General features: G+C 51.3%; 26 protein-coding genes and 1 other annotated feature. Of the genes, 8 read left to right on the forward strand and 18 right to left on the reverse strand.

Features of this window, described 5'->3' with window-relative positions; translation table 11 throughout:
• Positions 1-45: 45 nt before the first annotated feature.
• From btuD to thrS, 11 genes are all read right to left on the reverse strand, one after another.
• A complete protein-coding gene (btuD, locus tag AC3ITF_RS11935) occupies positions 46-795 on the reverse strand; it encodes a vitamin B12 ABC transporter ATP-binding protein BtuD (RefSeq protein WP_117343000.1) in 750 nt (249 codons plus the stop codon).
• Entirely contained in the window at positions 795-1,346 is a 552-nt protein-coding gene (locus AC3ITF_RS11940; RefSeq protein ID WP_137363003.1) for a glutathione peroxidase, read from the reverse strand. The genes btuD and AC3ITF_RS11940 overlap by 1 nt, the downstream gene beginning before the upstream one ends.
• A gap of 66 nt (positions 1,347-1,412) precedes the next feature.
• Positions 1,413-2,393, reverse strand: a complete 981-nt coding sequence (gene btuC / locus AC3ITF_RS11945; RefSeq protein ID WP_096757251.1) for a vitamin B12 ABC transporter permease BtuC — start codon at positions 2,391-2,393, stop codon at positions 1,413-1,415.
• 279 nt (positions 2,394-2,672) lie between these two features.
• Complete coding sequence (gene ihfA / locus AC3ITF_RS11950; protein WP_003030571.1) at positions 2,673-2,972, reverse strand: integration host factor subunit alpha; 300 nt, start codon at positions 2,970-2,972, stop codon at positions 2,673-2,675.
• Positions 2,973-2,976: 4 nt separating this feature from the next.
• A complete protein-coding gene (pheT, locus tag AC3ITF_RS11955) occupies positions 2,977-5,364 on the reverse strand; it encodes a phenylalanine--tRNA ligase subunit beta (protein WP_115258661.1) in 2,388 nt (795 codons plus the stop codon).
• A 15-nt stretch (positions 5,365-5,379) separates the two neighbouring features.
• Complete coding sequence (gene pheS, locus AC3ITF_RS11960) at positions 5,380-6,363, reverse strand: phenylalanine--tRNA ligase subunit alpha (protein WP_045442121.1); 984 nt, start codon at positions 6,361-6,363, stop codon at positions 5,380-5,382.
• A 125-nt stretch (positions 6,364-6,488) separates the two neighbouring features.
• Positions 6,489-6,613, reverse strand: a sequence feature (Phe leader region).
• On the reverse strand, positions 6,564-6,608 hold the full coding sequence (pheM, locus tag AC3ITF_RS11965; RefSeq protein ID WP_001386830.1) for a pheST operon leader peptide PheM: 45 nt from the start codon (positions 6,606-6,608) through the stop codon (positions 6,564-6,566). It overlaps the preceding feature by 45 nt.
• Positions 6,614-6,733: 120 nt before the next feature.
• Positions 6,734-7,090, reverse strand: coding sequence for a 50S ribosomal protein L20 (gene rplT, locus AC3ITF_RS11970; RefSeq protein ID WP_003030578.1), 357 nt, complete (start codon positions 7,088-7,090; stop codon positions 6,734-6,736).
• Between the two features lie 55 nt (positions 7,091-7,145).
• Positions 7,146-7,343 (reverse strand): 50S ribosomal protein L35, encoded by a 198-nt coding sequence (gene rpmI / locus AC3ITF_RS11975; RefSeq protein ID WP_003030583.1) that lies wholly within the window; start codon positions 7,341-7,343, stop codon positions 7,146-7,148.
• Between the two features lie 96 nt (positions 7,344-7,439).
• The gene (gene infC / locus AC3ITF_RS11980; RefSeq protein WP_071830666.1) at positions 7,440-7,982 is read right to left on the reverse strand and encodes a translation initiation factor IF-3; all 543 of its coding nucleotides are present in this window, start codon (positions 7,980-7,982) and stop codon (positions 7,440-7,442) included.
• Positions 7,983-7,985: 3 nt separating this feature from the next.
• Positions 7,986-9,914: a threonine--tRNA ligase gene (gene thrS / locus AC3ITF_RS11985; RefSeq protein WP_096757253.1), complete on the reverse strand. Its 1,929-nt coding sequence runs from the start codon at positions 9,912-9,914 to the stop codon at positions 7,986-7,988.
• A gap of 305 nt (positions 9,915-10,219) precedes the next feature.
• On the opposite strand from thrS, the gene yniD reads away from it, so the two are divergent.
• Positions 10,220-10,327: a small membrane protein YniD gene (gene yniD, locus AC3ITF_RS11990; RefSeq protein ID WP_096757254.1), complete on the forward strand. Its 108-nt coding sequence runs from the start codon at positions 10,220-10,222 to the stop codon at positions 10,325-10,327.
• A 186-nt stretch (positions 10,328-10,513) separates the two neighbouring features.
• On the opposite strand, the gene AC3ITF_RS11995 is transcribed toward yniD, so the two are convergent.
• Both AC3ITF_RS11995 and AC3ITF_RS12000 read right to left on the reverse strand, forming a co-directional pair.
• On the reverse strand, positions 10,514-10,747 hold the full coding sequence (locus AC3ITF_RS11995; RefSeq protein ID WP_181517236.1) for a YdgH/BhsA/McbA family protein: 234 nt from the start codon (positions 10,745-10,747) through the stop codon (positions 10,514-10,516).
• A gap of 263 nt (positions 10,748-11,010) precedes the next feature.
• Positions 11,011-11,769, reverse strand: a complete 759-nt coding sequence (locus tag AC3ITF_RS12000) for a DUF481 domain-containing protein (RefSeq protein WP_117342997.1) — start codon at positions 11,767-11,769, stop codon at positions 11,011-11,013.
• Between the two features lie 287 nt (positions 11,770-12,056).
• Between AC3ITF_RS12000 and pfkB the strand changes: the two genes are divergently transcribed.
• Complete coding sequence (gene pfkB / locus AC3ITF_RS12005) at positions 12,057-12,986, forward strand: 6-phosphofructokinase II (RefSeq protein ID WP_117342996.1); 930 nt, start codon at positions 12,057-12,059, stop codon at positions 12,984-12,986.
• A gap of 264 nt (positions 12,987-13,250) precedes the next feature.
• Positions 13,251-14,111 (forward strand): fructosamine kinase family protein, encoded by an 861-nt coding sequence (locus AC3ITF_RS12010; protein ID WP_117342995.1) that lies wholly within the window; start codon positions 13,251-13,253, stop codon positions 14,109-14,111.
• A 68-nt stretch (positions 14,112-14,179) separates the two neighbouring features.
• On the opposite strand, the gene AC3ITF_RS12015 is transcribed toward AC3ITF_RS12010, so the two are convergent.
• Positions 14,180-14,716: a YniB family protein gene (locus AC3ITF_RS12015; protein ID WP_115258665.1), complete on the reverse strand. Its 537-nt coding sequence runs from the start codon at positions 14,714-14,716 to the stop codon at positions 14,180-14,182.
• A 170-nt stretch (positions 14,717-14,886) separates the two neighbouring features.
• Here AC3ITF_RS12015 and hxpB point away from each other — a divergent pair, with 170 nt between their 5' ends.
• The 4 genes from hxpB to tcyP all read left to right on the forward strand — a co-directional run bounded on the left by hxpB (position 14,887) and on the right by tcyP (position 18,676).
• Positions 14,887-15,555 carry a hexitol phosphatase HxpB gene (gene hxpB / locus AC3ITF_RS12020; protein WP_096757260.1) on the forward strand — a complete coding sequence of 223 codons (669 nt, stop codon included), beginning with the start codon at positions 14,887-14,889 and terminating at the stop codon, positions 15,553-15,555.
• Positions 15,556-15,704: 149 nt separating this feature from the next.
• The gene (gene kduD / locus AC3ITF_RS12025) at positions 15,705-16,466 is read left to right on the forward strand and encodes a 2-dehydro-3-deoxy-D-gluconate 5-dehydrogenase KduD (protein ID WP_137399321.1); all 762 of its coding nucleotides are present in this window, start codon (positions 15,705-15,707) and stop codon (positions 16,464-16,466) included.
• 95 nt (positions 16,467-16,561) lie between these two features.
• Positions 16,562-17,149, forward strand: coding sequence for a metal-dependent hydrolase (locus AC3ITF_RS12030; protein WP_096757262.1), 588 nt, complete (start codon positions 16,562-16,564; stop codon positions 17,147-17,149).
• A gap of 135 nt (positions 17,150-17,284) precedes the next feature.
• Positions 17,285-18,676 (forward strand): cystine/sulfocysteine:cation symporter, encoded by a 1,392-nt coding sequence (tcyP, locus tag AC3ITF_RS12035; protein ID WP_096757263.1) that lies wholly within the window; start codon positions 17,285-17,287, stop codon positions 18,674-18,676.
• A 64-nt stretch (positions 18,677-18,740) separates the two neighbouring features.
• On the opposite strand, the gene cedA is transcribed toward tcyP, so the two are convergent.
• The gene (cedA, locus tag AC3ITF_RS12040; protein ID WP_242461270.1) at positions 18,741-18,983 is read right to left on the reverse strand and encodes a cell division activator CedA; all 243 of its coding nucleotides are present in this window, start codon (positions 18,981-18,983) and stop codon (positions 18,741-18,743) included.
• Positions 18,984-19,195: 212 nt separating this feature from the next.
• On the opposite strand from cedA, the gene katE reads away from it, so the two are divergent.
• Positions 19,196-21,454 carry a catalase HPII gene (gene katE / locus AC3ITF_RS12045; protein ID WP_489175687.1) on the forward strand — a complete coding sequence of 753 codons (2,259 nt, stop codon included), beginning with the start codon at positions 19,196-19,198 and terminating at the stop codon, positions 21,452-21,454.
• A 36-nt stretch (positions 21,455-21,490) separates the two neighbouring features.
• Here katE and chbG read toward each other — a convergent pair whose 3' ends face one another.
• The 3 genes from chbG to chbR form a co-directional block, all read right to left on the reverse strand.
• Entirely contained in the window at positions 21,491-22,249 is a 759-nt protein-coding gene (gene chbG, locus AC3ITF_RS12050) for a chitin disaccharide deacetylase (RefSeq protein WP_489175688.1), read from the reverse strand.
• Positions 22,250-22,261: 12 nt separating this feature from the next.
• On the reverse strand, positions 22,262-23,617 hold the full coding sequence (locus AC3ITF_RS12055) for a 6-phospho-beta-glucosidase (protein WP_117342989.1): 1,356 nt from the start codon (positions 23,615-23,617) through the stop codon (positions 22,262-22,264).
• 123 nt (positions 23,618-23,740) lie between these two features.
• Positions 23,741-24,583, reverse strand: coding sequence for a transcriptional regulator ChbR (gene chbR, locus AC3ITF_RS12060; RefSeq protein ID WP_117342988.1), 843 nt, complete (start codon positions 24,581-24,583; stop codon positions 23,741-23,743).
• Between the last annotated feature and the right edge of the window lie 5 nt (positions 24,584-24,588).

Here is a 24,588-nt window from a genome sequence, read left to right on the forward strand (position 1 = left end):
CCAATTTAGCGTGGAAATAATGGGGTTTTCAAGAGCCCATTTAACTTAAGTGGTTGATATGAGCATTCTGTGGCCTTCGATATCCAGACGACGGAAGTTTACGCCATAAGCCTGAGAGAGATTAGCCGGCGTCAGCACCGCATCGCGTGTACCACTGGCCAGCAACTTCCCGCGCTTGAGTAACCAGGCTTTGTGCGCATGACGCAACGTATGGTTCAGGTCATGACTGCTCATCACAATTGCAATTCCCTGCTGACAGAGTCGGCCCAATAGGCGGTCCAGCGCATTTTGTTGCGCAACATCCAGACTGTTCATCGGTTCATCTAACAGCAACAGTTGGCCGTGCGGATTAGCCTGCGGACAAATTTGCAGTATTACCGCCGCAAGACGCACCCGCTGCCATTCGCCGCCAGAAAGCTGATTCGACCCACGTCCAAGTTTATCACCCAACCCAAGCGCGTCGGCCGTCTCCTGCAGCAAATCGGTACGCGTTTTATCAGGCTGATGCAGCGTCAGAAAATGCCAAACCGGCATGGCAAACGGGGGGTTTTGTTGTTGCGCAAGATAAGCGCGATGTTGCGCCAGTTTTGCCGCAGGCCAGTCATCGAGCGGCACATCACCCAACACGATGGTTCCTTCACCGGTCGTTAACCCCGCCATCCTCGCCAGCAGCGTGCTTTTTCCTGCGCCGTTGGGTCCGACAAGGTGTAGGATCTCCCCGGCCCTTATCTCACCGGAAAGCGGGCCAAGCCGGGTCGATTCCGCCACATTCTGGAGCTGCATCAAAGGAGACATTATTTTGCCAGCGCCGCGTTGATATGTTCCACAAGGATGGGGTCTTCAGGCGTCATATCGGGTGAAAAACGCTGTAAAACCTGACCATCGCGCCCGACTAAAAACTTCTCGAAATTCCACAGAATATCGTCCGGGTAGAGCGGCGCGCGCCCTTTGCTCGCCATGCGCGCATAAAACCCACTGTCGGCTGGCGCTACGGCGGTGGGCGCGGCGGCAATCAGCTTCTGATACAGCGGATGGCGCGCTTCGCCGTTGACATCTATTTTACTGAACATGGGGAAAGTAACGCCCCAGGTAGTACTGCACCAGGTTTTAATTTCCTCTTCACTACCGGGTTCCTGACCGAGAAACTGATTGCAGGGGAACCCCAACACGGTAAATCCCTGCTCGTGCCATGTTTTCTGCAGATTCTCCAGTTGCTCATACTGCGGCGTTAATCCACATTTTGAGGCAACATTAACAATTAACAGGACTTTTCCGGCATACGCTTGTAATGAGACGACATCTCCGTCGATAGTCGTCACTTCGGTATTGAAAATAGTGTCTTGCATAGCATCTCCAGGTGGATAGTCAGCGATCAATTTTCCGTGTTTAATCATAGTCCGAACCGCAGACGTCTAGCGCCCGGATTTTAACAATAACCAGATAAATACCGGTGCACCCATGGTTGCCGTTACCACGCCGATAGGCAGTTCAGCCGACGCCAGCACCAGACGTGCCACAACATCCGCTAACAGTAACGCAATAGCCCCCGCCAGCGCACAGCCAGGCAGCAATACGCGATGATCGGTTAATCCACACAGTCGCAGAATATGCGGGATAACCAGGCCGATAAAACCAATGGCGCCAGCAAGCGCCACGCTGACCCCCACCATCCAGCCGGTGGCCACCACCAACAGATTCCGCCAGAACCATAAAGGCAGCCCTAGCTGGCGCGCAGACGTCTCCCCCAGCGCCAGCATATTCATCGGCTGCGACTGACAGCAAATCCACAGTAAAACGGGCAGTAGCGCGACCATCAGCCAGGCCTGCTGCCAGTCGACACCGCCAAAGCCACCCATCATCCAGTACATTAACTGTCGCAGATCAAAAGAGGTTGAGAAGTAGATAGCCCACGTCATCAAGGCGCTACAAATAATACCCAGCGCCACGCCCGCCAGCAGCAGACGGCTGGTCGACAGGTGGCGGCGGGCAAAACGCAGAAGGATAAGCGTGATGATCAGCGCCCCGGCAATCGCGCACAGGCCCAGCGCCCAGCCGGGTAACTGGCCCTGCCCCAATAGCACCGCGGCGATGAGTCCAACGCCTGCGCCGTTAGACACGCCCAGCAGGCCTGGTTCGGCTAACGGGTTTTCGAACAGCGCCTGCATCACAGCACCAGACAGCGCCAGCGCGGCACCGACCAGCAGTACGGCCAGCGTACGAGGAAGTCGAATTTGCCAGACGAACAGATCGCCACGGGCGCTAAACCAGTTGCCGGGCGCAATCCACTGTTCGCCTGCGCACAGGCTGAGGATCGTTGCCAGCAGCATCAGCGCTGACAGAGACAATATCCAGCGTACATTTCGTCGCTGTTGTTGATGGGCGAAGGTCAGCATGTTTTCCATTCTGCTGAAAAGAGATGGGGGGATTTTACGGTGCTGATTCGGTAGTGGAAAGGAAAAAGGCCGCAGAGCGGCCTTTTTAGTTATACCCGTCATACTTCAAGCTGCATGTGCGTTGGCTTTACTCGCTCACCCCAGCCACGTACTTATGTACGCTCCTGGAGATTCGCTGCGTCGCCGCCTTCCTGCAACTCGAAGTATTTAGGGTATATATACGTCATGCTTTTCACTGCCGCTTTGATGGCGGCGTAAGTGACTTAGCGGAACGTCAAATCACTCTTCTTTGGGCGTTGCGTTTTCGACCCGACTTTTTAACTTCTGTCCGGGTCTGAAGGTCACCACGCGCCGTGCTGTAATGGGAATATCTTCGCCCGTTTTCGGGTTACGTCCCGGGCGTTGATTCTTATCACGCAGATCGAAGTTACCAAAACCAGAGAGTTTTACCTGTTCACCATTTTCCAGAGCACGACGGATCTCTTCGAAAAACAGCTCGACCAGTTCTTTGGCATCCCGCTTGCTAAGCCCAAGCTTATCAAACAGATATTCTGACATTTCAGCTTTTGTAAGCGCCATAGGTTCAATCCCTCAATGATGCCTGGAATCGCTCTTTTAATGCCTCTACACATTTGGCGACGGTAGCGGCAATCTCCTCTTCTTCAAGTGTACGGCTGGTATCCTGAAGGATCAGGCTGATAGCGAGGCTCTTATAACCCTCCGCAACACCCTTACCGCGGTACACGTCAAATAAGTTTACGCCAACTACCTGATTTACGCCAACTTTCTTACACTCGGATAAAATATCCGCAGCGGGAACGTTTTCTGCCACCACCACGGCGATATCACGGCGGTTCGCCGGGAAGCGAGAAACTTCACGAGCCTGAGGCACCACGCGGTCTGCGAGCTTGTTCCACTCCAGTTCAAACACTAAAGTGCGACCGTTCAGATCCAGTTTACGTTCCAGCTCAGGATGAACAACCCCAATGAAACCAATACGTTCACCTTTCAGATAAATCGCCGCAGACTGGCCCGGATGTAATGCCGGATTGGCTTCAGCTTTAAACTGAATGTCACCCAGTTTACCGGTCAGGTCGAGAACCGCTTCCAGATCGCCTTTCAGATCATAGAAATCAACGGCCTCTTTTGCCAGGTTCCAGTGTTCATCATGACGGTTGCCGCAGATCGCACCTGCCAACATCAGATCCTGACGGATCCCGAGGTTAGCCTGGGTATCGGGAACAAAACGTAAACCCGTTTCGAAAATACGCACGCGGTTCTGCTGACGGTTCTGGTTATACACCACCGTAGACAGCAAGCCGGTCCACAGGGACAAACGCATTGCCGACATGTCGATTGAGATTGGGCTTGGCAGCAACAGCGCTTCTTCACCCGGATGCAGCAACGCCTGAACTTTCGGGTCGACGAAGCTGTAGGTGATCACTTCCTGGTAGCCTTTATCATTGAGCATGGTTTTGACACGCTTCAGCGATAAATCTGCTTCGCGATGCGTCCCCATGATCAGGCCTGCCTGAATAGGCGTATTCGGGATATTGTCATAACCGTATACGCGGGCAATTTCTTCGACCAGGTCTTCTTCAATCGACATGTCGAAACGCCAGCTCGGTGCAACCGCCAGCCACTCATCCTGGCCTTCCGTCACGTCACAACCCAGACGACGCAGAATATCGCTCACCTGCTCATCGGCAATATGATGGCCAATCAGACGATCCAGTTTGCTACGACGAAGCGTAATGGTTGCGCGTTTTGGCAGCGTGGCTTCGGTCGTCACATCGATAACCGGACCGGCTTCGCCGCCGCAGATATCAATCAGCAGACGCGTTGCACGCTCCATGGCTTTGTGCTGCAGCGCCGGATCGACGCCACGCTCATAGCGGTGAGAGGCATCGGTGTGCAGACCGTGACGACGCGCGCGACCCGTAATGGACAGCGGGCTGAAGAACGCACATTCCAGCAGGACGTTTTGCGTCTCATCATTCACTCCAGAGTGCTCTCCGCCAAAGATGCCGCCCATTGCCAACGCTTTGTTGTGGTCAGCAATAACCAGCGTATCCGCATTCAGTTTTGCTTCGCTGCCGTCCAGCAATACCAGGGTCTCACCCTCTTTTGCCATACGCACAACAATTCCGCCTTCAATGCGGTCTTTGTCGAACGCATGCATCGGCTGACCCAGTTCGAGCAGTACATAGTTGGTCACATCAACCACGGCATCGATGGAACGGATCCCGCAACGACGCAGTTTCTCTTTCATCCACAGCGGCGTTGGTGCTTTAACATTGATACCTTTAACCACACGGCCCAGATAGCGCGGACAAGCGTCAACGGCTTCAACCTGGATTGGCAGCACGTCATCAACTGTCGCCGCCACTGGGACGATTTCCGGCTCAACCAGCGGGGCTTTGTTCAGTACCGCAACATCGCGTGCAACACCGATGATGCCTAAGCAGTCGGCGCGGTTCGGCGTAACGCTGATTTCGATAGTGTTATCGTCAAGCTTCAGGTATTCGCGGATATCGGTGCCAATCGGCGCATCCGCCGGCAGTTCGATAATCCCGTTATGATCATCGGAAATACCCAGCTCAGAGAACGAGCACAGCATCCCTTCTGACGGCTCACCGCGCAGTTTGGCGGCTTTAATCTTGAAATCGCCCGGCAGAACGGCACCGATGGTCGCCACGGCGACTCTTAATCCCTGACGGCAGTTAGGTGCGCCACAGACGATATCCAGCAGACGATCGCCGCCCACATTAACTTTGGTGACACGCAGTTTGTCTGCGTTCGGGTGCTGGCCGCACTCAACCACTTCACCGACCACTACGCCGTTAAATTCACCGGCAACGGCTTCAACGCCGTCGACCTCGAGGCCCGCCATGGTGATCTGGTTTGACAGCGCATCGCTATCAATTGCCGGGTTTACCCATTCGCGTAACCACAGTTCACTGAATTTCATTGTTTTATCCTGCCTTTATTTAAACTGTTTGAGGAAACGCAGATCGTTTTCGAAGAAAGAACGCAGATCGGTGACGCCGTAACGCAGCATGGTCAGACGCTCCATACCCATACCGAAGGCAAAGCCTGAGTAGATTTCTGGGTCGATACCAACGTTACGCAGAACGTTCGGGTGGACCATACCGCAGCCCAGCACTTCCAGCCATTTGCCATTTTTTCCCATTACGTCAACTTCTGCAGAAGGCTCAGTGAACGGGAAATAGGAAGGACGGAAACGTACCTGCAGATCCTCTTCAAAGAAGTTACGCAGGAAATCGTGCAGCGTGCCTTTCAGGTTGGTGAAGTTGATGTTGGTATCAACAATTAAGCCTTCCATCTGATGGAACATCGGGGTGTGCGTCTGATCGTAGTCGTTACGATACACGCGACCCGGCGCGATAATGCGGATTGGCGGCTGTTTTTCTTTCATGGTGCGGATCTGCACGCCAGAGGTCTGGGTACGCAGCAGGCGCGTGGCGTCAAACCAAAACGTGTCGTGGTCAGCACGCGCCGGGTGATGGCCTGGAATATTCAGCGCATCGAAGTTGTGGTAGTCATCTTCGATTTCCGGTCCCGTCGCCACGGTAAATCCGAGCTCACCGAAGAAGCTTTCAATCCTGTCGATGGTACGTGTGACCGGATGCAACCCGCCGTTTTCAATACGACGGCCCGGCAGGGAGATATCAATGGTTTCTTCTGCCAGACGTGCATTCAGCGCAGCATTTTCTAAATCAGCTTTACGCGCGTTCAGCGCCTGCTGTACCTGCTCTTTGGCTTCATTGATAACCGCACCTGCTGCCGGACGCTCTTCAGGCGGCAGTTCGCGCAGGGTTGTCATTTGCAGGGTCAAATGCCCTTTCTTACCCAAATATTCGACGCGGACATTGTCTAACGCGGCAACATCTGAAGCCTGGTTAATGGCGGCCGTTGCACTGGCAACCAGCTCTGCGAGATGTGACATGGTTTTCCTCGTTGTGTGGCGATATTCATATGTCGCTCATATATACACAAAATCATTCAAGTTGCATCCAGGCGGCAAGAGAGCAAAATGCAGCCAATACAGGGGCCGCTTGAAGGATTACGTGTATAAAAAAAGCCTCCACCAGGGAGGCTCTTAGGCGCTGTTTTCCGTTTCTTCTTTCACGCGCTAGCCTCCCGGATTCAGGTGCTAAAGTAAAAAAAGAAGCGGAAAATAGCAGCATTCATGCTTGCGTTACCTTATGTAGTAAAAACCGGACAACCTTTATTGAAAAGGCTTACGGGTGAATTGTCAACTAATTGATTACGCTACAAATAAAAGAGAGGGAGCCAGGCTCCCTCTTTTCACCGGCTTATGCCAGAGCTGCTTTCGCTTTTTCAACCAGAGCGGTGAACGCTACTTTGTCGAATACTGCGATGTCAGCCAGGATCTTACGGTCGATTTCAACAGAGGCTTTTTTCAGGCCGTTGATGAATTTGCTGTAAGAAATACCGTTCTGACGTGCTGCTGCGTTGATACGCGCAATCCACAGTTGACGGAACTGACGCTTTTTCTGACGACGGTCACGATAAGCGTACTGACCAGCTTTGATAACAGCCTGGAAGGCAACGCGGTATACGCGAGAACGCGCACCGTAGTAGCCTTTAGCTTGTTTCAAAATTTTCTTGTGACGTGCACGGGCAACTACACCACGTTTTACGCGAGCCATATGTGCTCTCCTGTATCTATATTCTTAGTAAAAAAATTAATTAAACGTTAACGGCTTATGCGTACGGCAGGCACGCGATAACCAGACCCAGATCGCCTTTAGACACGAGGCCTTTTGGACGCAGGTGACGTTTACGCTTAGTAGATTTTTTGGTCAGAATATGACGCAGGTTTGCGTGCTTACGCTTAAATCCACCACCACCGGTTTTTTTGAAGCGCTTAGCAGCACCGCGTACGGTCTTAATTTTTGGCATTTTAATAACTTCCACTTCGCATTGTTAATAAACGAAACATAGGCGAACAAAACCTGCGAAGCCCGTAGGCTCCACAGGAATTGCTACTTGAAGGCCTTACTGTTTCTTCTTAGGAGCGAGCACCATGATCATCTGGCGGCCTTCGATCTTCGTAGGGAAGGATTCGACCACTGCCAGTTCACTCAGATCGTCACGGACGCGCGTAAGCACTTCCATACCGATCTGTTGGTGAGCCATCTCACGGCCGCGGAAACGCAGCGTGATCTTAGCTTTATCACCCTCTTCCAGAAAGCGTACCAGGCTGCGGAGTTTTACCTGGTAATCGCCATCGTCGGTGCCAGGACGGAATTTAATTTCCTTAACCTGGATAACTTTTTGCTTTTTCTTCTGTTCCTTAGAAGATTTACTCTTTTCATAAAGGAACTTGCCGTAGTCCATAATACGACAAACTGGCGGTTCGGCGTTAGGGCTGATTTCAACTAAATCTACTCCAGCTTCTTCAGCTTTTTCGATAGCTTCTCTCAGACTCACAATACCCAAAGCTTCGCCTTCCAGACCTGTTAAGCGAACTTCCAGGGCGCGAATCTCGCCATTGATACGATTCGGACGTGCCGTTTGAACTCGTTTTCCGCCTTTAATACCTTATTCCTCCAGTTGTTGAAGACTGCGGCTGCGAATCTCTTGTTGCAGCTTCTCGATAACTTCACTTACGTCCAGGCTGCCCAAGTCTTTGCCACGACGGGTACGCACGGCAACTTTGCCTGCTTCTACCTCTTTGTCGCCACAGACCAACATGTAAGGGACACGACGTAAAGTGTGCTCGCGGATTTTAAAGCCAATCTTCTCATTTCTCAAGTCTGCTTTTACACGAATACCCGCATTTTGTAATTTCTGCGTTAATTCGTTGACGTATTCAGACTGCGAATCGGTAATATTCATGACTACAACCTGAACCGGCGCAAGCCAGGTCGGGAAGAAGCCAGCGAACTCTTCGGTCAGGATACCAATGAAACGTTCCATTGACCCAAGAATCGCGCGGTGAATCATTACCGGTACCTGACGCTCGTTGTTTTCGCCAACATAAGAGGCGCTCAGACGAGACGGCAGAGAGAAGTCCAGCTGTACAGTACCGCACTGCCATGCGCGATCGAGGCAGTCATACAGGGTAAATTCAATTTTCGGACCGTAGAATGCGCCTTCACCCAGTTGGAACTCAAACGGGATGTTGTTTTCTTCTAGCGCAACCGCTAAGTCCGCTTCAGCACGGTCCCACATTTCATCGCTACCGATACGTTTCTCGGGGCGAGTGGAGAGTTTGACGACGATTTTCTCGAAGCCAAAGGTGCTGTACATATCGTAGACCATACGAATGCAGGCGTTAACTTCATCACGAATCTGCTCTTCGGTACAGAAGATATGCGCATCATCTTGAGTGAAGCCACGTACGCGCATCAGGCCGTGCAGCGCACCTGACGGTTCGTTACGGTGACAGCTACCAAATTCCGCCATACGCAGCGGCAGGTCGCGATACGATTTCAGACCCTGATTAAAGATCTGAACGTGGCCTGGGCAGTTCATTGGCTTGATGCAGTATTCACGGTTCTCTGAAGAGGTGGTGAACATCGCATCCTTGTAGTTGTCCCAGTGCCCTGTTTTTTCCCACAGCACACGGTCCATCATGAACGGGCCTTTCACTTCCTGATACTGGTATTCTTTCAGTTTCGAACGAACGAAAACTTCCAGTTCACGGAAAATTGTCCAGCCATCGTTATGCCAGAACACCATACCTGGCGCTTCTTCCTGCATATGATACAGGTCAAGCTGCTTACCAATTTTACGGTGGTCGCGTTTAGCCGCTTCTTCCAGACGTTGCAGGTAGGCACTCAGCGCTTTTTTATCGGCCCATGCAGTACCATAAATGCGCTGCAGCATCTTGTTGTTGCTGTCGCCGCGCCAGTATGCCCCAGCAGTCTTCATCAGTTTGAAGTGATGACAGAAACGCATGTTCGGCACGTGCGGGCCACGGCACATATCGACGTATTCTTCATGATGATACAAGCCAGGCTTGTCATCATGGGCAATATTTTCATCAAGGATAGAGACTTTATAGGTCTCGCCACGCTTCACGAACGTTTCACGCGCTTCGTACCAGCTGACTTTCTTCTTAATGACATCGTAGTTTTTCTCAGCGAGCTCGTGCATCCGCTTTTCGAGCGCGTCGACGTCTTCCTGGGTTAACGTACGGTCAAGATCGATATCGTAGTAAAAGCCGTTGTCAACAACCGGTCCGATCGCCATTTTGGTGTGCGGCCAGAGTTGTTTGATCGCGTGCCCTAACAGGTGCGCACAGGAGTGACGAATGATCTCCAGACCTTCATCATCCTTAGCGGTAATGATGGAGAGTTTCGCATCCTGTTCAATCAGATCGGAAGCATCAACCAGCTCACCGTTTACACGGCCAGCGATGGTGGCTTTCGCCAGACCTGGACCGATGTCCAGCGCAACATCCATGGGACTTACAGCGTGGTCGTAATGGCGTTGGCTGCCATCAGGAAGAGTAATAACAGGCATGTTATATCCTTATTTGCAGTGGTGCCCCACACGTAAGAGCACATACAAAGTTTCACTATTTAAAATTTATCAAAAAGGTGTGGGCTGATTCCCGCTTCACTCTGCGAAATATGTCACGCATTACCTGACTGGCAACGCTGTAACCTACACCCGCTTTTTGATAACACCGCCTGACAGTGTACACGGCATTACGGGTCGTTCAAAGCGACAATCAACGCGCCATCTATGATGTAAATCAATTCACTGGCGCCCTGCCGTCTTTGTTACACTATGCGGTAATCATTGTTACTGACCAGGAAAGAACCATGCCAAAAAATCGCTTTGCCAAAAAACACTGGAAAATGGTTGTGGTACTGCTCGTCATTTGCGCGGCAATGCTGATGTTAAGGTGGGCAGCAATGATTTGGGGTTGAACCGTCACGCCGTTAATAAATGGTACTTTGCGTTATTTCGCGATGTACACAGAAGCATCCAATAAATTAAAAAAGATATTTCAATATTACTTTACTGTTTATGACAAAATAAAAACCGGTACATCAATATCCGGTTTTTTCATTACGACATTTGGCTGAATAGACGTCTGGATACTGATGAAGATATTAAGACCATTCGCCAGCAACCAGGGTATGAACATTAAACGCATCATTCATACTTTGGCCAGTTGACTGGGAACCAGGAGCGATATTTGAACCTGCTTCCACATCAGAGGCATGCGTGATGCCAACTTGTGTCGTGTTATCAGACGGTGCGTTGGTGGCCGGAACGGCTGCAAACACACCGAAGGACAGCGCAGAAAGCACGATGACAGCAGCCGTCGCTTTGATATTTTTCATAGGTATCTTCTCTTACTTTAATTAATGCTAAGGTCTGAAGGCGATTAATTGCCTGTAGGTAAGAGTGTAGATCTGGCTCACACTTTTTCCTAGTCAATTTATTTATCAATTCGTGTCAAATAAATTGAATATGTACCCAAAAGAGTAATTATGGAGAAAGTATGAAGAAATTTTTTTCGAAAAAATTAAAATGCCGGTCAGAAAATAATAACACTGAAATTTTATTTGGAAAAGCCGGGCCATTTATTTGACCCGGTTTTTTACTACATACGATAGCCGAGCGAAACGGTCGTTCGACGATCGGTATGTTCCGGTGCCGTAGCCGGTGGTTCTGAGTTCCAGGTGACGTTATAAGCCACTTTCAAACCGAAGTGTTCGTTGATAGCCACATTTAACGCTGTTTCAGAGTTAAGCGTCGTATCTTCAGCACCAAACACCGACACCCCTTGTGTGAATTTGGTGGTGTCCGTCATCTGCCACGCATAAGCGCCTGACGCATAACCCAGCGGCTGCGTTTCGGTTGTGCCATCGGTGTGTTCGTCATAGCGTACGCCTGGACCGAATTCGAAACGGAAGCTGTGTACCGGCCCATTAAGGAACTGACGACCATAACCTGCAGTCAGTACGTCACGCTCGCGATAGCCGTTGTAGCGGTCGGTCAACCAACTGGCCTGTCCGAACAGGTAATCATAATCCGTCATATTAAAACGACTACGACCACCTACGGCGTATTTCTCCGAAGAGCGTTCATCATTCGACGAGGTATTGCTGGCATTGCCCCACAGAGACCACGCCGTGGTTTCACCGTACCAGGTCATGGTGGTATCTGCGGTTAAAGAAGAACTTTTTGTGTTGCCTGACTGGGCGAGGTATCCCGCGTTCAGGTTACCTTCAAAGGGTTTTTTCGCGCTGGAGGGGTCATCCATGACAGTAAAAACGGAATCATCGGCGGCGGCATGCATTGACGCAAACACGCCCCCCATCAGCACGAGTGCTGCGGGTACTGTCTTCAAAAGCTTCATTTATAAAGAGTCCGTACAACAAAAAAAGAGACCATTACGGTCTCGGAAACTTTCATAGGGATCAATGACAAAAGCCCCTTGAAAGGTAACAAATTATAAAAAGACTCGAATAACATAGCAATAATTTCTTATTTCATTTTTTGAATAAGAGCGTTCTTAAACCGTAATTTTATTTATATATCTTTGCCGAGATAATTTTAAATAAAGATGCGATAAATCATGTTGTTAATTACTTCACTTTCGTCACATTAAGTGTCAGACTGAGGACAGCCTAACAGGAGGTAAAGATGGTACGTATCTATACGTTAACACTTGCGCCCTCTCTCGATAGCGCAACAATCACCCCGCAAATCTATCCCGAAGGTAAACTTCGCTGCACCTCGCCGGTTTTTGAACCCGGTGGTGGTGGTATTAACGTGGCCCGTGCCATTGCTCATCTTGGCGGAAACGCAACGGCTATCTTTCCGGCTGGCGGCGCTACCGGGGAACACCTGGTATCATTGCTTGCCGATGAAAATGTCCCGGTCGCCACCATAGAGGCCAAAGACTGGACCCGGCAAAATCTTCACGTCCACGTAGAATCCAGCGGCGAGCAGTATCGATTTGTTATGCCTGGGGCAACACTTACCGATGACGAGTTCCACCAGCTTCAGGATCAGGTGCTGGAAATTGAGTCCGGCGCGCTGCTGGTGATAAGCGGCAGCCTGCCACCCGGCGTGAAGCTTGAAAAACTCACCCAGCTTATTACTGCGGCACAAAAGCAGGGCATTCGCTGCATTGTTGATAGCTCAGGTGAGGCACTGACTGCCGCATTAACGCTCGGCAATATCGAACTGGTCAAACCCAACCTCAAAGAACTCAGCGCATTGGTTAACCGCGAACTCACACAACCTGATGACGTCCGTAAGGCCGCAGAGGAAATTGTGCACAGCGGTAAAGCGCAACGTGTTGTCGTTTCGTTGGGACCGCAAGGGGCACTGGGCGTTGACGGTGAAACCTGCGTACAGGTGGTACCCCCGCCGGTTAAGAGCCAAAGTACCGTTGGCGCGGGTGACAGTATGGTCGGCGCGATGACACTGAAGCTGGCACAGAATGCGCCATTTGACGATATTGTTCGTTTTGGCGTAGCGGCAGGTAGCGCGGCAACCCTCAATCAGGGTACCCGTTTATGCTCGCAGGACGATACGCAGAAAATATACGCATACCTTTCGCGGTAATGCCCTTCCCCCTCATCATCAAGGGGGATTTACCAACAAAACTGTCGACATACGTGTTATGCGTCTATGCTGAAAAATCACGTGATAACAAAGCAGTGGATCACGTGAACCCATAACTGCAGCGCTCTGGCAAGGAGTGAAATAGCAACAAACATTACGTGCTTTTTCAGCGATAACGCGTCCACGGTGTGCGTTGGTTCGTGTTTTTTTACCGCATTATTGCGCTAACCTTATGATCTGGCAGACAACATGGGGAGAGACATCATGTGGCAGGCTATCAGTCGTCTTTTAAGCGAGCAACTCGGTGAAGGCGAAATCGAGCTGCGTAATGAACTGCCCGGCGGTGAGATCCACGCCGCATGGCATTTACGCTATGCGGGGCGCGATTTTTTCGTCAAATGCGATGAAAGGGAGCTATTAACCGGCTTTACGGCAGAAGCCGACCAGCTGGAACTGCTTTCCCGCAGCAATACCGTTTCAGTCCCCAAGGTCTGGGCGGTCGGTGCAGACAGAGACTACAGCTTTTTGGTGATGGATTTCCTCCCTCCCCGTCCACTGGATGCCCACAACGCCTTTATTCTCGGACAACAGCTCGCGCATCTTCATGAATGGAGCGATCAGCCGCAGTTTGGCCTCGACTTTGATAATGCACTCTCTACCACGCCTCAACCCAATACGTGGCAGCGTCGCTGGTCTACCTTTTTTGCAGAACAGCGGATTGGCTGGCAACTGGAGCTTGCCGCCGAAAAAGGGATCGCATTTGGCAATATTGACGCCATTGTTGACCATGTTCAGCAGCGTTTGTCATCACACCAGCCACAGCCTTCACTACTGCATGGCGATTTGTGGTCGGGGAACTGCGCCCTTGGCCCTCATGGTCCCTACATCTTTGACCCCGCCTGCTATTGGGGCGACAGAGAGTGCGACCTGGCAATGCTGCCATTACATAGCGATCAGCCACCGCAAATTTATGACGGCTATCAGTCGGTTTCCCCCCTGCCGCTGGATTTTCTCGACAGGCAGCCTGTCTATCAGCTTTATACGCTGCTGAATCGAGCGATTCTGTTCGGCGGGCAACATATGGTGGTGGCGCAGAAAGCGATGGACAGGATACTGGCGGCTTAACAGATATATAGCGGAAGTTCTTTGCTAATCAGGCCCGCAGCTTTCGCGTGGGCCTGATAGTGACGCGCTTACAAAAAACCTAGTAGCGAAAAGAAGAAATAGCCAATCACGATGACGATAACCGGCAAAATATAGAGCGGGAATATTTGTAAGAAAATCGTATGATGCGGCACGACAATACGCGACTCAATCTGCTCTCGCGATAACCCTTCACTGCCCTTCGCCTGCTCCAGAATCAGCTGATCTTCAACGCCTTCACGTAAAAAACGAGCCTGACGGCTCATGCGAGCACCCGAATCCTGCATCGCCAGCCCGATAAAAATAAGAATAAAAATCAGCCAGAAAACCAGATTCAGTCCGCTTTGAAAATCAGGTGTCGGTGAGTTATACCAAAACAGGTTAAGAAAGGGAGTGTTTACCCGCATCATGTCAATCATCACGTGGGCAAAGTCGAGCATCACCGCGTTAATCCCCTCCTGCTTTTCACTGTGCGCATACATAAACTTCAGTACTGAAACCAGCGTTGAAATCAGCGCCGGGATAAAAATCACCCATCCCACCAGCCTTTTCAAGACAGCAATGCGTCCAGCTTGTTGATACGTCATGAGTTCCCCTTGATTAAGACGTGTCATTTTGGCCTAAGTTTACCCGTTGATAACCATTTTCGCCTGATCTTTAAAGGCGGTATAATCGAGGATTAGCCATAATGAACGCTGAGAGCCGGTTCACCCAGGCTCTTAATCCCTGCTGTTTCATGTTCAAAGGAGAGGTTGTGATGTCAACCCCGCGTCAAATTCTTGCTGCAATTTTCGATATGGATGGATTACTGGTCGACTCTGAACCCCTTTGGGATCAGGCTGAACTGGATGTGATCGCAAGTTTAGGCGTAGATATCACTCGCCGCCATGAACTGCCCGATACGCTGGGGCTGCGTATCGATATGGTTGTAGATCTATGGTTCGCCCAGCAACCGTGGAGCGGCCCATCTCGCCAGGAGGTCACCGATCGCATTATCACCCGGGCTATCGCCCTGGTTGAAGAGACAAAACCACTGCTGCCTGGCGTACGTGAAGCCGTCGCGCTGTGCAAATCCCAGGGCTTACGAGTGGGTCTGGCATCGGCCTCCCCGCTGCATATGCTGGAAAAAGTGCTGACGATGTTTGATCTTCGCGACAGCTTCGACGCGCTGGCCTCGGCAGAAAAATTGCCCTACAGCAAACCGCATCCTCAGGTCTACCTCGACTGCGCGGCAAAATTGGGTGTGGAGCCCTTATCTTGCGTAGCGCTGGAAGATTCTGTCAACGGCATGATTGCATCAAAAGCAGCACGCATGCGCGCGATCGTCGTACCTGCACATGAGAACCAGGACGATGCCCGCTTTGTTCTTGCTGACGTTAAATTGACCTCGCTGGCCGATCTCACCGTCACGCATCTACGCGGATAATTCCCTGATGGGCAATGGTTGCATTGCCCGTTTTGCCAGGTCAGTCATATTTTTGAAACGTTGTTTCATTTTTCATTGTATTTCCTGCCAGCCTCTCCTATTCTTTCACTCACAGCATGCGTTAAAACCATTTGATAGCCGGGGTGAATATGATTTTGGATGCTTTTCGTCTTGAAGGTAAAGTAGCAATCGTCACCGGATGTGATACCGGGCTTGGGCAAGGTATGGCGGTCGCGCTGGCGGAGGCCGGCTGCGATGTGGTCGGCGTCAATCGTAAAATTCCTGTGCAAACCGCTGAGAAAATCCATGCACTCGGGCGACGCTTTCTGACTATCCAGGCCGACCTCAGCCAGCAGGACTCGCTGAACGATATCGTGACGCAAACGGTCTCCACCTTTGGTCGGATCGATATTCTGGTCAATAACGCGGGGACCATTCGCCGTGAGGACGCCCTGAGCTTTAGTGAGCAAGACTGGGATGATGTGATGAACCTGAATCTCAAATCCGTTTTCTTTTTGTCACAGGCCGTCGCCAGACAATTCCTGAGCCAGGGTCAGGGCGGAAAAATCATCAACATTGCGTCAATGCTCTCCTTCCAGGGCGGTATCCGCGTACCTTCCTACACCGCTTCAAAAAGCGGCGTGCTGGGCATAACCCGCCTGCTGGCCAATGAATGGGCCGCACAGGGTATTAACGTCAATGCCATTGCGCCGGGCTACATGGCGACCAACAATACGCAGCAACTGCGGGACGATGCTGACCGTAATCAGGAGATTGTCGACCGTATTCCGGCCGGACGCTGGGGAACGCCTGACGACCTGAAAGGCCCGGCGGTATTCCTTGCCAGCCGCGCCTCTGACTACATTAATGGCTATACATTGGCCGTCGACGGTGGCTGGCTGGCACGTTAATCGCCTATTTGTGACAAAGGGTTACAACGTCACCTCTTTCGCCTACTGTATAAAACCCCTATACTGTATGAATTGACAGTTTATTGGGTTTTATCATGACGGCGGAAGGCCACCTTCTTTTCTCTATTGCCTGTGCGGTATTTGCCAAGAATGCCGAACTGACGCCCGTTCTCGCGCAGGGTGACTGGTGGCATATTGTTCCTTCAGCTATCTTGACCTGCCTGCTGCCCGATATCGATCATCCCAAATCGTTGCTGGGGCAGCGTCTGAAGTGGGTCTCAAAGCCCATAGCCCGGGCATTTGGTCATCGCGGGTTTACGCATAGCCTGCTGGCGGTGTTTGCCTTGCTGGCGACGTTCTATTTGAAAGTACCCGAGACCTGGATAATCCCGGCGGATGCGTTACAGGGGATGGTGCTCGGCTACCTTAGTCATATTCTGGCCGATATGCTGACCCCAGCCGGCGTTCCTCTGCTGTGGCCCTGCCGCTGGCGCTTTCGCCTGCCGATCCTCGTACCGCAAAAAGGCAACCAGCTGGAGCGTTTTTTATGCATGGCGCTGTTTGCCTGGGCTATCTGGATGCCACAAACTTTGCCTGAAAACAGTGCAGTACGCTGGTCATCGCAGATGATTAATACACTACAAATGCAGTTTAATCGTTTTATAAAACACCAGGCTGATTAAGAAATCGGCCAAAATGTCATTTTTGGCATAAACAATTCCATTTGAATATAAGAGGCAAGTCACAGTTCTGCTAATCTTGCGCCAACAGAATCACTGTAGTTCGGTGATACATAAAAAAAGATCAGGAGAACGGGGATGAACTTTCCATTAATCGCGAACATTATCGTGTTCGTTGTACTGCTGTTCGTGCTGGCGCAAGCCCGTCACAAACAGTGGAGTCTGGCCAAAAAAGTACTGGTTGGTCTGGTTATGGGCGTGGTATTTGGCCTTGCCCTGCATACGATTTACGGCTCAGACAGCCAGGTACTGAAAGATTCTGTACAGTGGTTCAACATTGTCGGCAACGGCTATGTTCAACTTCTGCAAATGATCGTCATGCCGCTGGTATTTGCCTCTATCCTCAGCGCCGTTGCGCGTCTGCACAACGCCTCTCAGCTGGGGAAAATCAGCTTCCTGACCATCGGGACGTTGCTGTTTACAACACTTATCGCCGCGTTAGTTGGGGTACTGGTCACTAACCTGTTCGGCCTGACGGCGGATGGACTGGTACAGGGTGGTGCTGAAACCGCCCGTCTGAACGCCATCGAAACCAACTACGTGGGTAAAGTTGCCGACCTGAGCGTGCCGCAGCTGGTGCTGTCGTTTATCCCGAAAAACCCGTTTGCCGATCTCACTGGCGCTAACCCAACCTCCATTATCAGCGTTGTTATCTTCGCCGCATTCCTTGGTGTCGCGGCCCTGAAACTGCTGAAAGATGATGCCCCGAAAGGCGAACGCGTATTAACCGCTATTGATACCCTGCAAAGCTGGGTGATGAAGCTGGTTCGTCTGGTGATGCAGCTGACGCCGTACGGTGTTCTGGCGTTGATGACCAAAGTGGTTGCCGGCTCCAACCTGCAGGACATTATTAAGCTGGGCAGCTTCGTGGTGGCTTCGTACCTCGGTCTGGGCATCATGTTCGTGGTACACGGTATTCTGCTGGGTATTAACGGCGTGAGCCCGCTGAAGTACTTCCGTAAAGTCTGGCCGGTACTGACGTTTGCCTTCACCAGCCGCTCCAGCGCTGCGTCTATTCCGCTGAATGTGGAAGCGCAAACCCGTCGTCTGGGTGTGCCTGAGTCGATTGCCAGCTTTGCCGCCTCTTTTGGCGCCACGATTGGTCAAAACGGTTGTGCGGGGCTGTACCCGGCAATGCTGGCAGTGATGGTTGCGCCGACTGTGGGGATTAACCCGCTCGACCCAATGTGGATTGCAACACTGGTCGGTATTGTGACCGTTAGCTCCGCCGGAGTCGCGGGTGTGGGTGGGGGTGCAACGTTTGCCGCGCTGATCGTGCTGCCGGCGATGGGCCTGCCGGTTACGCTGGTCGCTCTACTGATCTCCGTAGAACCGCTGATCGATATGGGTCGTACTGCGTTGAACGTCAGTGGCTCCATGACTGCCGGTACGCTCACCAGCCAGTGGCTGAAGCAAACCGACAAAACGATTCTGGACAGTGACGATAACGCCGAACTGGCACACCGTTAAACCGGTTTCCTGAAGCGTAAAAAACCGCCGGAGTATCATGCTCCGGCGGTTTTTTTATATCCCATTAATCGCTCAGTTCGTTTTCCTGACGGACCTGGTTTGCCCAGCGTTGCGCCGACTCCGGAACCGTAAACGCAGGCGAACGTTGAAACGCCTCTCCTATTAAGACAAAAGCGACATATTTTCCGCGCAGTATCCATACGTCACGAAACGCATCCATTTTTATCGCATGCTCTGGTGGCGCGGGCTCCACACGCGGAACGTAGCTGATAACCTTGCGATTTTGTTGGCGAAGAGGTTTCATAATCAGTTGCTTCACTAAAGACAAATTCTAAAAATCAGAAAAACGCTATCTTAGCCGATTTTGCGCCCTGACGTCCTGCCTTGCGTGCGCTGTTTGCCTTGTTCATTACAGTATTCCCCTTCAACGGATCCCGGCTCACCTGGATGCGTGGTCTATAGTTAATGTTTTTGACAGCAACAACGACCCTTTCAGCAATGAAAACAGGAGACGAGTTCATGTCGCAGAATGACAAGCATCCACTCAATCACCCGGCACCGGTTCATGATGCCAGCGAATCCAGACCAGGGCTAGATTCCCTGGCCCCCGCAGACGGCTCGCACAAACCCGACGCCAAACCCACACCGCCGGGCATGCAGCCCACTGCCCCTGGTAGTGCAAAGGCCCCCGACACCGTTAATGACAAACTCAACTCACTGGAGCCTTTTCGTAAAGGCAGTGAAGATTTTGCCCTGACCACCAATCAGGGTGTCCGCATTGCAGACGATCAAAACTCATTACGCGCCGGAAACCGTGGGCCGACGCTGCTCGAGGATTTTATCCTGCGTGAGAAGATTACCCATTTTGATCATGGACGCATTCCGGAACGAATCGTTCATGCCCGTGGCTCCGCCGCGCATGGTTACTTTCAGTCCTATGCCGATTTAAGTGCCGTCACCAAAGCCGACTTCCTGTGCGAGGCAAATAAGATAACCCCGGTTTTTGTGCGTTTCTCCACCGTCCAGGGCGGCGCCGGTTCAGCAGACACGGTCCGGGATATTCGCGGATTTGCCACAAAGTTTTATACCGAAGAGGGGATATTTGACCTGGTAGGAAATAATACACCGGTGTTTTTTATCCAGGACGCCCATAAATTCCCGGACTTCGTCCACGCGGTCAAACCAGAGCCGCACTGGGCTATTCCACAGGGACAAAGCGCGCATGATACCTTCTGGGATTACGTCTCTTTACAGCCAGAAACACTGCATAACGTGATGTGGGCCATGTCAGATCGTGGGATCCCTCGCAGCTATCGCACGATGGAAGGCTTTGGCATCCACACGTTTCGACTGATTAACGCGCAAGGCAAAGCCACCTTTGTGCGCTTCCACTGGAAACCCCTGGCAGGCAAAGCCTCTCTGGTTTGGGATGAAGCGCAAAAACTTACCGGTCGAGACCCTGACTTCCACCGTCGCGATCTGTGGGAGGCCATCGAAGCCGGTGATTACCCGGAATATGAGCTGGGACTGCAACTAATTGCGGAAGAGGACGAGTTTAAATTCGATTTTGATCTGCTCGACCCAACAAAGTTGATCCCCGAGGAATTGGTTCCGGTTCAGCGCGTCGGAAAAATGGTGCTTAACCGTAACCCGGATAATTTCTTTGCCGAAAACGAGCAGGTAGCATTTCATCCAGGACACATCGTCCCCGGTATTGATTTCACCAACGATCCGCTGCTACAGGGCCGACTGTTTTCATATACCGACACGCAGATCAGCCGTCTGGGCGGACCTAACTTTCATGAAATTCCGATTAACCGCCCGACCTGCCCGTATCACAATTTCCAGCGCGACGGCATGCATCGCATGGATATTGATACCAACCCGGCCAACTACGAACCAAACTCGATCAATGATAACTGGCCGCGCGAAACGCCACCTGGCCCTAAACGCGGGGGATTTGAATCGTATCAGGAACGTATTGAAGGCAGTAAGATCCGTGAAAGAAGCCCCTCTTTCGGCGAATACTATGCGCACCCTCGCCTGTTCTGGCTAAGTCAGACGCCTATTGAGCAGCAGCATATTGTTGGCGGATTCAGTTTTGAACTGAGCAAAGTCACCCGCCCGTATATCCGCGAGAGAGTGGTTGAACAACTGGCGCACATTGATACCACCCTTGCACAATCTGTTGCCGACAACCTCGGTTTTGAACTAACCGACGAACAGCAGCAAATCGCCCCGCCTGCGGACGTCAACGGGTTAACTGAAGCCCCATCACTCAGTTTGTACACAGGGGAACAAGGCGATATCAAAGGCCGGATAGTGGCCATTTTGCTGAATGACGAGGTCAAATCGGCCGATATGCTCACCATCATGCAAGCTCTCCAGTCCCGCGGTGTGCATGCAAAATTGCTCTATTCGCGGATGGGGAACGTGGTTGCCGACGATGGCTCGGTGCTGAACATTGCCGGTACCTTTGCCGGTTCGCCATCACTGACCGTGGATGCGGTCATTGTGCCTTGCGGCAATATTGCGGATATCGACATGCGCGGCGATACCCGTTACTACTTACTGGAAGCATACAAACATTTGAAACCCATTGCGCTAGCAGGCGATGCGCGTCAGTTGAAAGCCGTGCTGAAGGTTAGCAATCAGGGTGAAGAAGGGATTGTTGAAGCGGACAGCGCAGATGCGCAGTTTATGGATACCTTGCTGGCGCTCATGACCGCGCACCGTGTCTGGTCTCGCAGCGGAAAAGTCGACACCATTCCGGCCTAAAAAAAGCGGCGCATTGACGCGCCGCAAACTCAGGAATTACACGTTCAGAAAACTGCCGAGACGATAACCGCGCTCCGCAATAGCATATTTCAATACCGGAGACGTCAGCACATCAAGTTCAGTTAAGCGGGGGTAACAGTAGGCGCTTTGTCGAATGATATTATCGACAAAGGCCGGGTGGCACATCACTTCCAGCGAGGACTCGCCCCTGTCTGCAGAGGCGTCTAGCACCTGCAAAAACAGCTCTTCGGAAATCGCCTCGCCGTAAAACTCGCTGCTAAATCCCTGCGACGTGCGCAACGCAACAGGTAAGTCAGCAGCCTCAAACACCGTCTTACGATCGATGCGTAACGCAATACCGTGTTGGGCCGCAAAATTGGCCACTACAGGGAAAATCTGCGGGAACATATGCACATGGTGATGGCTATCCAGATGCGTCGGCTCCCGGCCGAACAGGTCGATGAAACGCTGATACTGTGCGGCCAGTTCGTGCGAAATTTCATCCAGCGGCAAGGTGTCCTCCTCGGCCATCTGCCAGATCCATTTCCCCAGCAGTCCGTCGCGGGTCAGCCCTGGCATTGCCGTCAGCGGTTTCCCCAGCGTCAGCACAAAGTGCATGCCAACAGCCAGTTCAGGAAGCTCACGACTCAACTGCACCGCATGCTCAATGGCCTCGCCGTTGACCAGCGCCGTTGTCGAGGTGACAACACCATGGCGACAAGCGTCAATAATGCCGTAGTTTTGCCCTTTGCTCAGGCCAAAATCATCCGCATTCACAATCAGTACGCGTTCCATAGCCGACCTCTATCAGTGTTGTTCGCTTTTGAGCGTCTCGATGCACCCGGCAAAGTTTGGCAGCCATTTTTCATGGGCAAGGATCAGTTCCCGCGCCAGAATTTCGGCATCACGGTCAGAATGCACCAGTGGGCTCAGATTTAACGCCAGCAGCACATCATTAAATTCACCGCTCAGTGCCGCATTACTCGCCGCCACCTCAAAACCTTTAATGGTATAGATAAGGCCAAGCACTTTCTCATCAAAATGCGTGATCCGTGGATGCGGGGTCGCACCATTGCGCCCCAGCGTACAGGTCATCTCAACCGCCCAGTCCGCAGGAATGTTGTCTACATGACCATGGTGAGGAATGTTGACATAGTGCTCGGTCTGCTTGTCGTTGTAGATGGCGTTGATCACCTCACACGCCGCATCGGAGTAATACGCTCCACCGCGCTGCTCAAGCTCCTTCGGTTTCACATTCAGTTCAGGATTTTTATACAGCTCAAAAAGTTGTTTCTCCACTTTTTGCACAACCTGCGCGCGTGCACCGCCCTTATAGTATTCACCCATTTCAATCGCCAGCATCTCTTTTGGCTTGAAATAGTAAAGCAAATACGAACATGGCAGCAGTTTCAGCGAGCGAATCAATCCTTCGCTAAACGGCAGGTCGAAAATGTTCTTCACGGTAGACGCTTTTAACTGCCCCGAGGCCACGCCGTCGAGCAGTTCGTCAAAACGTGACTCGCCGTTGACCAGCACATCTTTAATAAACACCATATGGTTCAGGCCAAACAGATCGATAGATAAATCATCGCTCTCTTTTAACGCCAACACGTCGGTAATAAACATTTTCATGCCGATCGGAATATTGCATACCCCGATGAATTTCTTAAAATTTGTATGGCGATAGACGGCTTCAGTGACCATTCCGGCCGGGTTAGTAAAGTTAATCACCCACGCATTCGGGCACAGTTCTTCGACATCTTTCACGATGTCAAAAATAACCGGAATAGTCCGCAAACCTTTAAACAGGCCGCCCGCGCCGTTTGTCTCCTGGCCCAGATAACCGTGGCTCAGCGGGATTCGCTCGTCCTGCTCACGGGCTTTAAGTTGTCCAACGCGCAGCTGCGTGGTCACAAAGTCAGCGTCTTTCAGCGCTTCGCGACGATCCAGTGTTTTATACAGCTTCATCGGCACGCCGGCATTGTCGATCATGCGTTGGCACAGGTCGAAAATAATATCCAGCTTCTCTTTACCGCCGTCGACATCAACCAACCACAATTCAGACACCGGTAACTCATGATAACGCTTAATAAAGCCTTCAAGTAATTCAGGGGTGTAGCTGCTCCCGCCACCGATAGTGACGACTTTTAATTTCTGGCTCATACTTTCTCCCTTCAGTGTCAAAACACTGACGTGTATTATGCTCAACCCGTTTGTCAGATATAGCGTGGCTGTCCCGACGCTATTTTGGGCAAGCTATAAAAATGGGTTATTGGCAAATAATAGCTACTGATTAAACTCAGTTAACTTCTTCCGGTAGCTATTGGGCGTAAACGACGTCAGTTTTTTAAACGTTTTAATAAACAGGCTTGGGCTGCTGTAACCAGACTCATAAGCAATATCCGTGACCGAATAGTTGGTCATTTCCAGCTGTTTTTTAGCAAAGTTAATGCGGATTTCATTAATAATCTGCATCGGTGTTTTACTGTAATAACGCTGGGTGGCACGAGTCAGATATTCCTGAGATTTTGCCGACAGCTGGACCATGTTTTCCAGCGCATTCTCGCTAAACTGACGTTTGTCGTGCATCGTTTCCACGGTCGCTCTCAGCCATTGTGGAATGTCATCCAACACTTGTTCTTCACGGTGATGCCGGAGTCGATTAATAATGTAGAAGGTGACCACTTCGACAAATTCATCCAGCCCGCTCTCGCGAAAGTTCAGTGATGCAATGACCGTTTCGATATAGGTGAGAAAGGAGTTATTCGCCCGATACACCTGCGATGCAACAAAACAAAACGGCAATAAAGGATGATAGTGCTGTTCAAAAAAACGCTTACTGATACCGACGTTAAGGATCCGCGTGGCGCCGAAATCATAGAAACTTTGGTGATGCGATCCCAGGGGGATAAAAACAAAGTCACCACGTTCCAGCAGCACACGTTTACCGTTGATTTCCTGATAATAGCGACCGGTTAATACCAGCGTAAATTCATAGTAATCGTGCTGATGCAGTCCACTGATACTTTCAGTTTTGTTATAGATAAACACATGGAAATTTTTGCCATTAAACAACTGCTGCTCGTAAACGGTTTTGATTTCCGGTGCGTTAATCTGTAATTGCATCATGCACT

This window comes from Citrobacter sp. KH_055_1 (genome assembly GCF_057838705.1).

Coding starts and splice junctions, on each gene's coding strand:
- pfkB (WP_117342996.1), top strand. CDS start 12,057: ATGGTACGTATCTATACGTTAACACTTGCGCCCTCTCTCGATAGCGCA.
- rplT (WP_003030578.1), bottom strand. CDS start 7,090: ATGGCTCGCGTAAAACGTGGTGTAGTTGCCCGTGCACGTCACAAGAAA.
- AC3ITF_RS11995 (WP_181517236.1), bottom strand. CDS start 10,747: ATGAAAAATATCAAAGCGACGGCTGCTGTCATCGTGCTTTCTGCGCTG.
- AC3ITF_RS12015 (WP_115258665.1), bottom strand. CDS start 14,716: ATGACGTATCAACAAGCTGGACGCATTGCTGTCTTGAAAAGGCTGGTG.
- pheT (WP_115258661.1), bottom strand. CDS start 5,364: ATGAAATTCAGTGAACTGTGGTTACGCGAATGGGTAAACCCGGCAATT.
- ihfA (WP_003030571.1), bottom strand. CDS start 2,972: ATGGCGCTTACAAAAGCTGAAATGTCAGAATATCTGTTTGATAAGCTT.
- AC3ITF_RS12030 (WP_096757262.1), top strand. CDS start 16,562: ATGACGGCGGAAGGCCACCTTCTTTTCTCTATTGCCTGTGCGGTATTT.
- AC3ITF_RS12010 (WP_117342995.1), top strand. CDS start 13,251: ATGTGGCAGGCTATCAGTCGTCTTTTAAGCGAGCAACTCGGTGAAGGC.
- btuC (WP_096757251.1), bottom strand. CDS start 2,393: ATGCTGACCTTCGCCCATCAACAACAGCGACGAAATGTACGCTGGATA.
- hxpB (WP_096757260.1), top strand. CDS start 14,887: ATGTCAACCCCGCGTCAAATTCTTGCTGCAATTTTCGATATGGATGGA.
- chbR (WP_117342988.1), bottom strand. CDS start 24,583: ATGATGCAATTACAGATTAACGCACCGGAAATCAAAACCGTTTACGAG.
- chbG (WP_489175688.1), bottom strand. CDS start 22,249: ATGGAACGCGTACTGATTGTGAATGCGGATGATTTTGGCCTGAGCAAA.
- yniD (WP_096757254.1), top strand. CDS start 10,220: ATGCCAAAAAATCGCTTTGCCAAAAAACACTGGAAAATGGTTGTGGTA.
- pheS (WP_045442121.1), bottom strand. CDS start 6,363: ATGTCACATCTCGCAGAGCTGGTTGCCAGTGCAACGGCCGCCATTAAC.
- tcyP (WP_096757263.1), top strand. CDS start 17,285: ATGAACTTTCCATTAATCGCGAACATTATCGTGTTCGTTGTACTGCTG.
- thrS (WP_096757253.1), bottom strand. CDS start 9,914: ATGCCTGTTATTACTCTTCCTGATGGCAGCCAACGCCATTACGACCAC.
- kduD (WP_137399321.1), top strand. CDS start 15,705: ATGATTTTGGATGCTTTTCGTCTTGAAGGTAAAGTAGCAATCGTCACC.
- AC3ITF_RS12000 (WP_117342997.1), bottom strand. CDS start 11,769: ATGAAGCTTTTGAAGACAGTACCCGCAGCACTCGTGCTGATGGGGGGC.
- btuD (WP_117343000.1), bottom strand. CDS start 795: ATGTCTCCTTTGATGCAGCTCCAGAATGTGGCGGAATCGACCCGGCTT.
- AC3ITF_RS11940 (WP_137363003.1), bottom strand. CDS start 1,346: ATGCAAGACACTATTTTCAATACCGAAGTGACGACTATCGACGGAGAT.
- rpmI (WP_003030583.1), bottom strand. CDS start 7,343: ATGCCAAAAATTAAGACCGTACGCGGTGCTGCTAAGCGCTTCAAAAAA.
- katE (WP_489175687.1), top strand. CDS start 19,196: ATGTCGCAGAATGACAAGCATCCACTCAATCACCCGGCACCGGTTCAT.
- AC3ITF_RS12055 (WP_117342989.1), bottom strand. CDS start 23,617: ATGAGCCAGAAATTAAAAGTCGTCACTATCGGTGGCGGGAGCAGCTAC.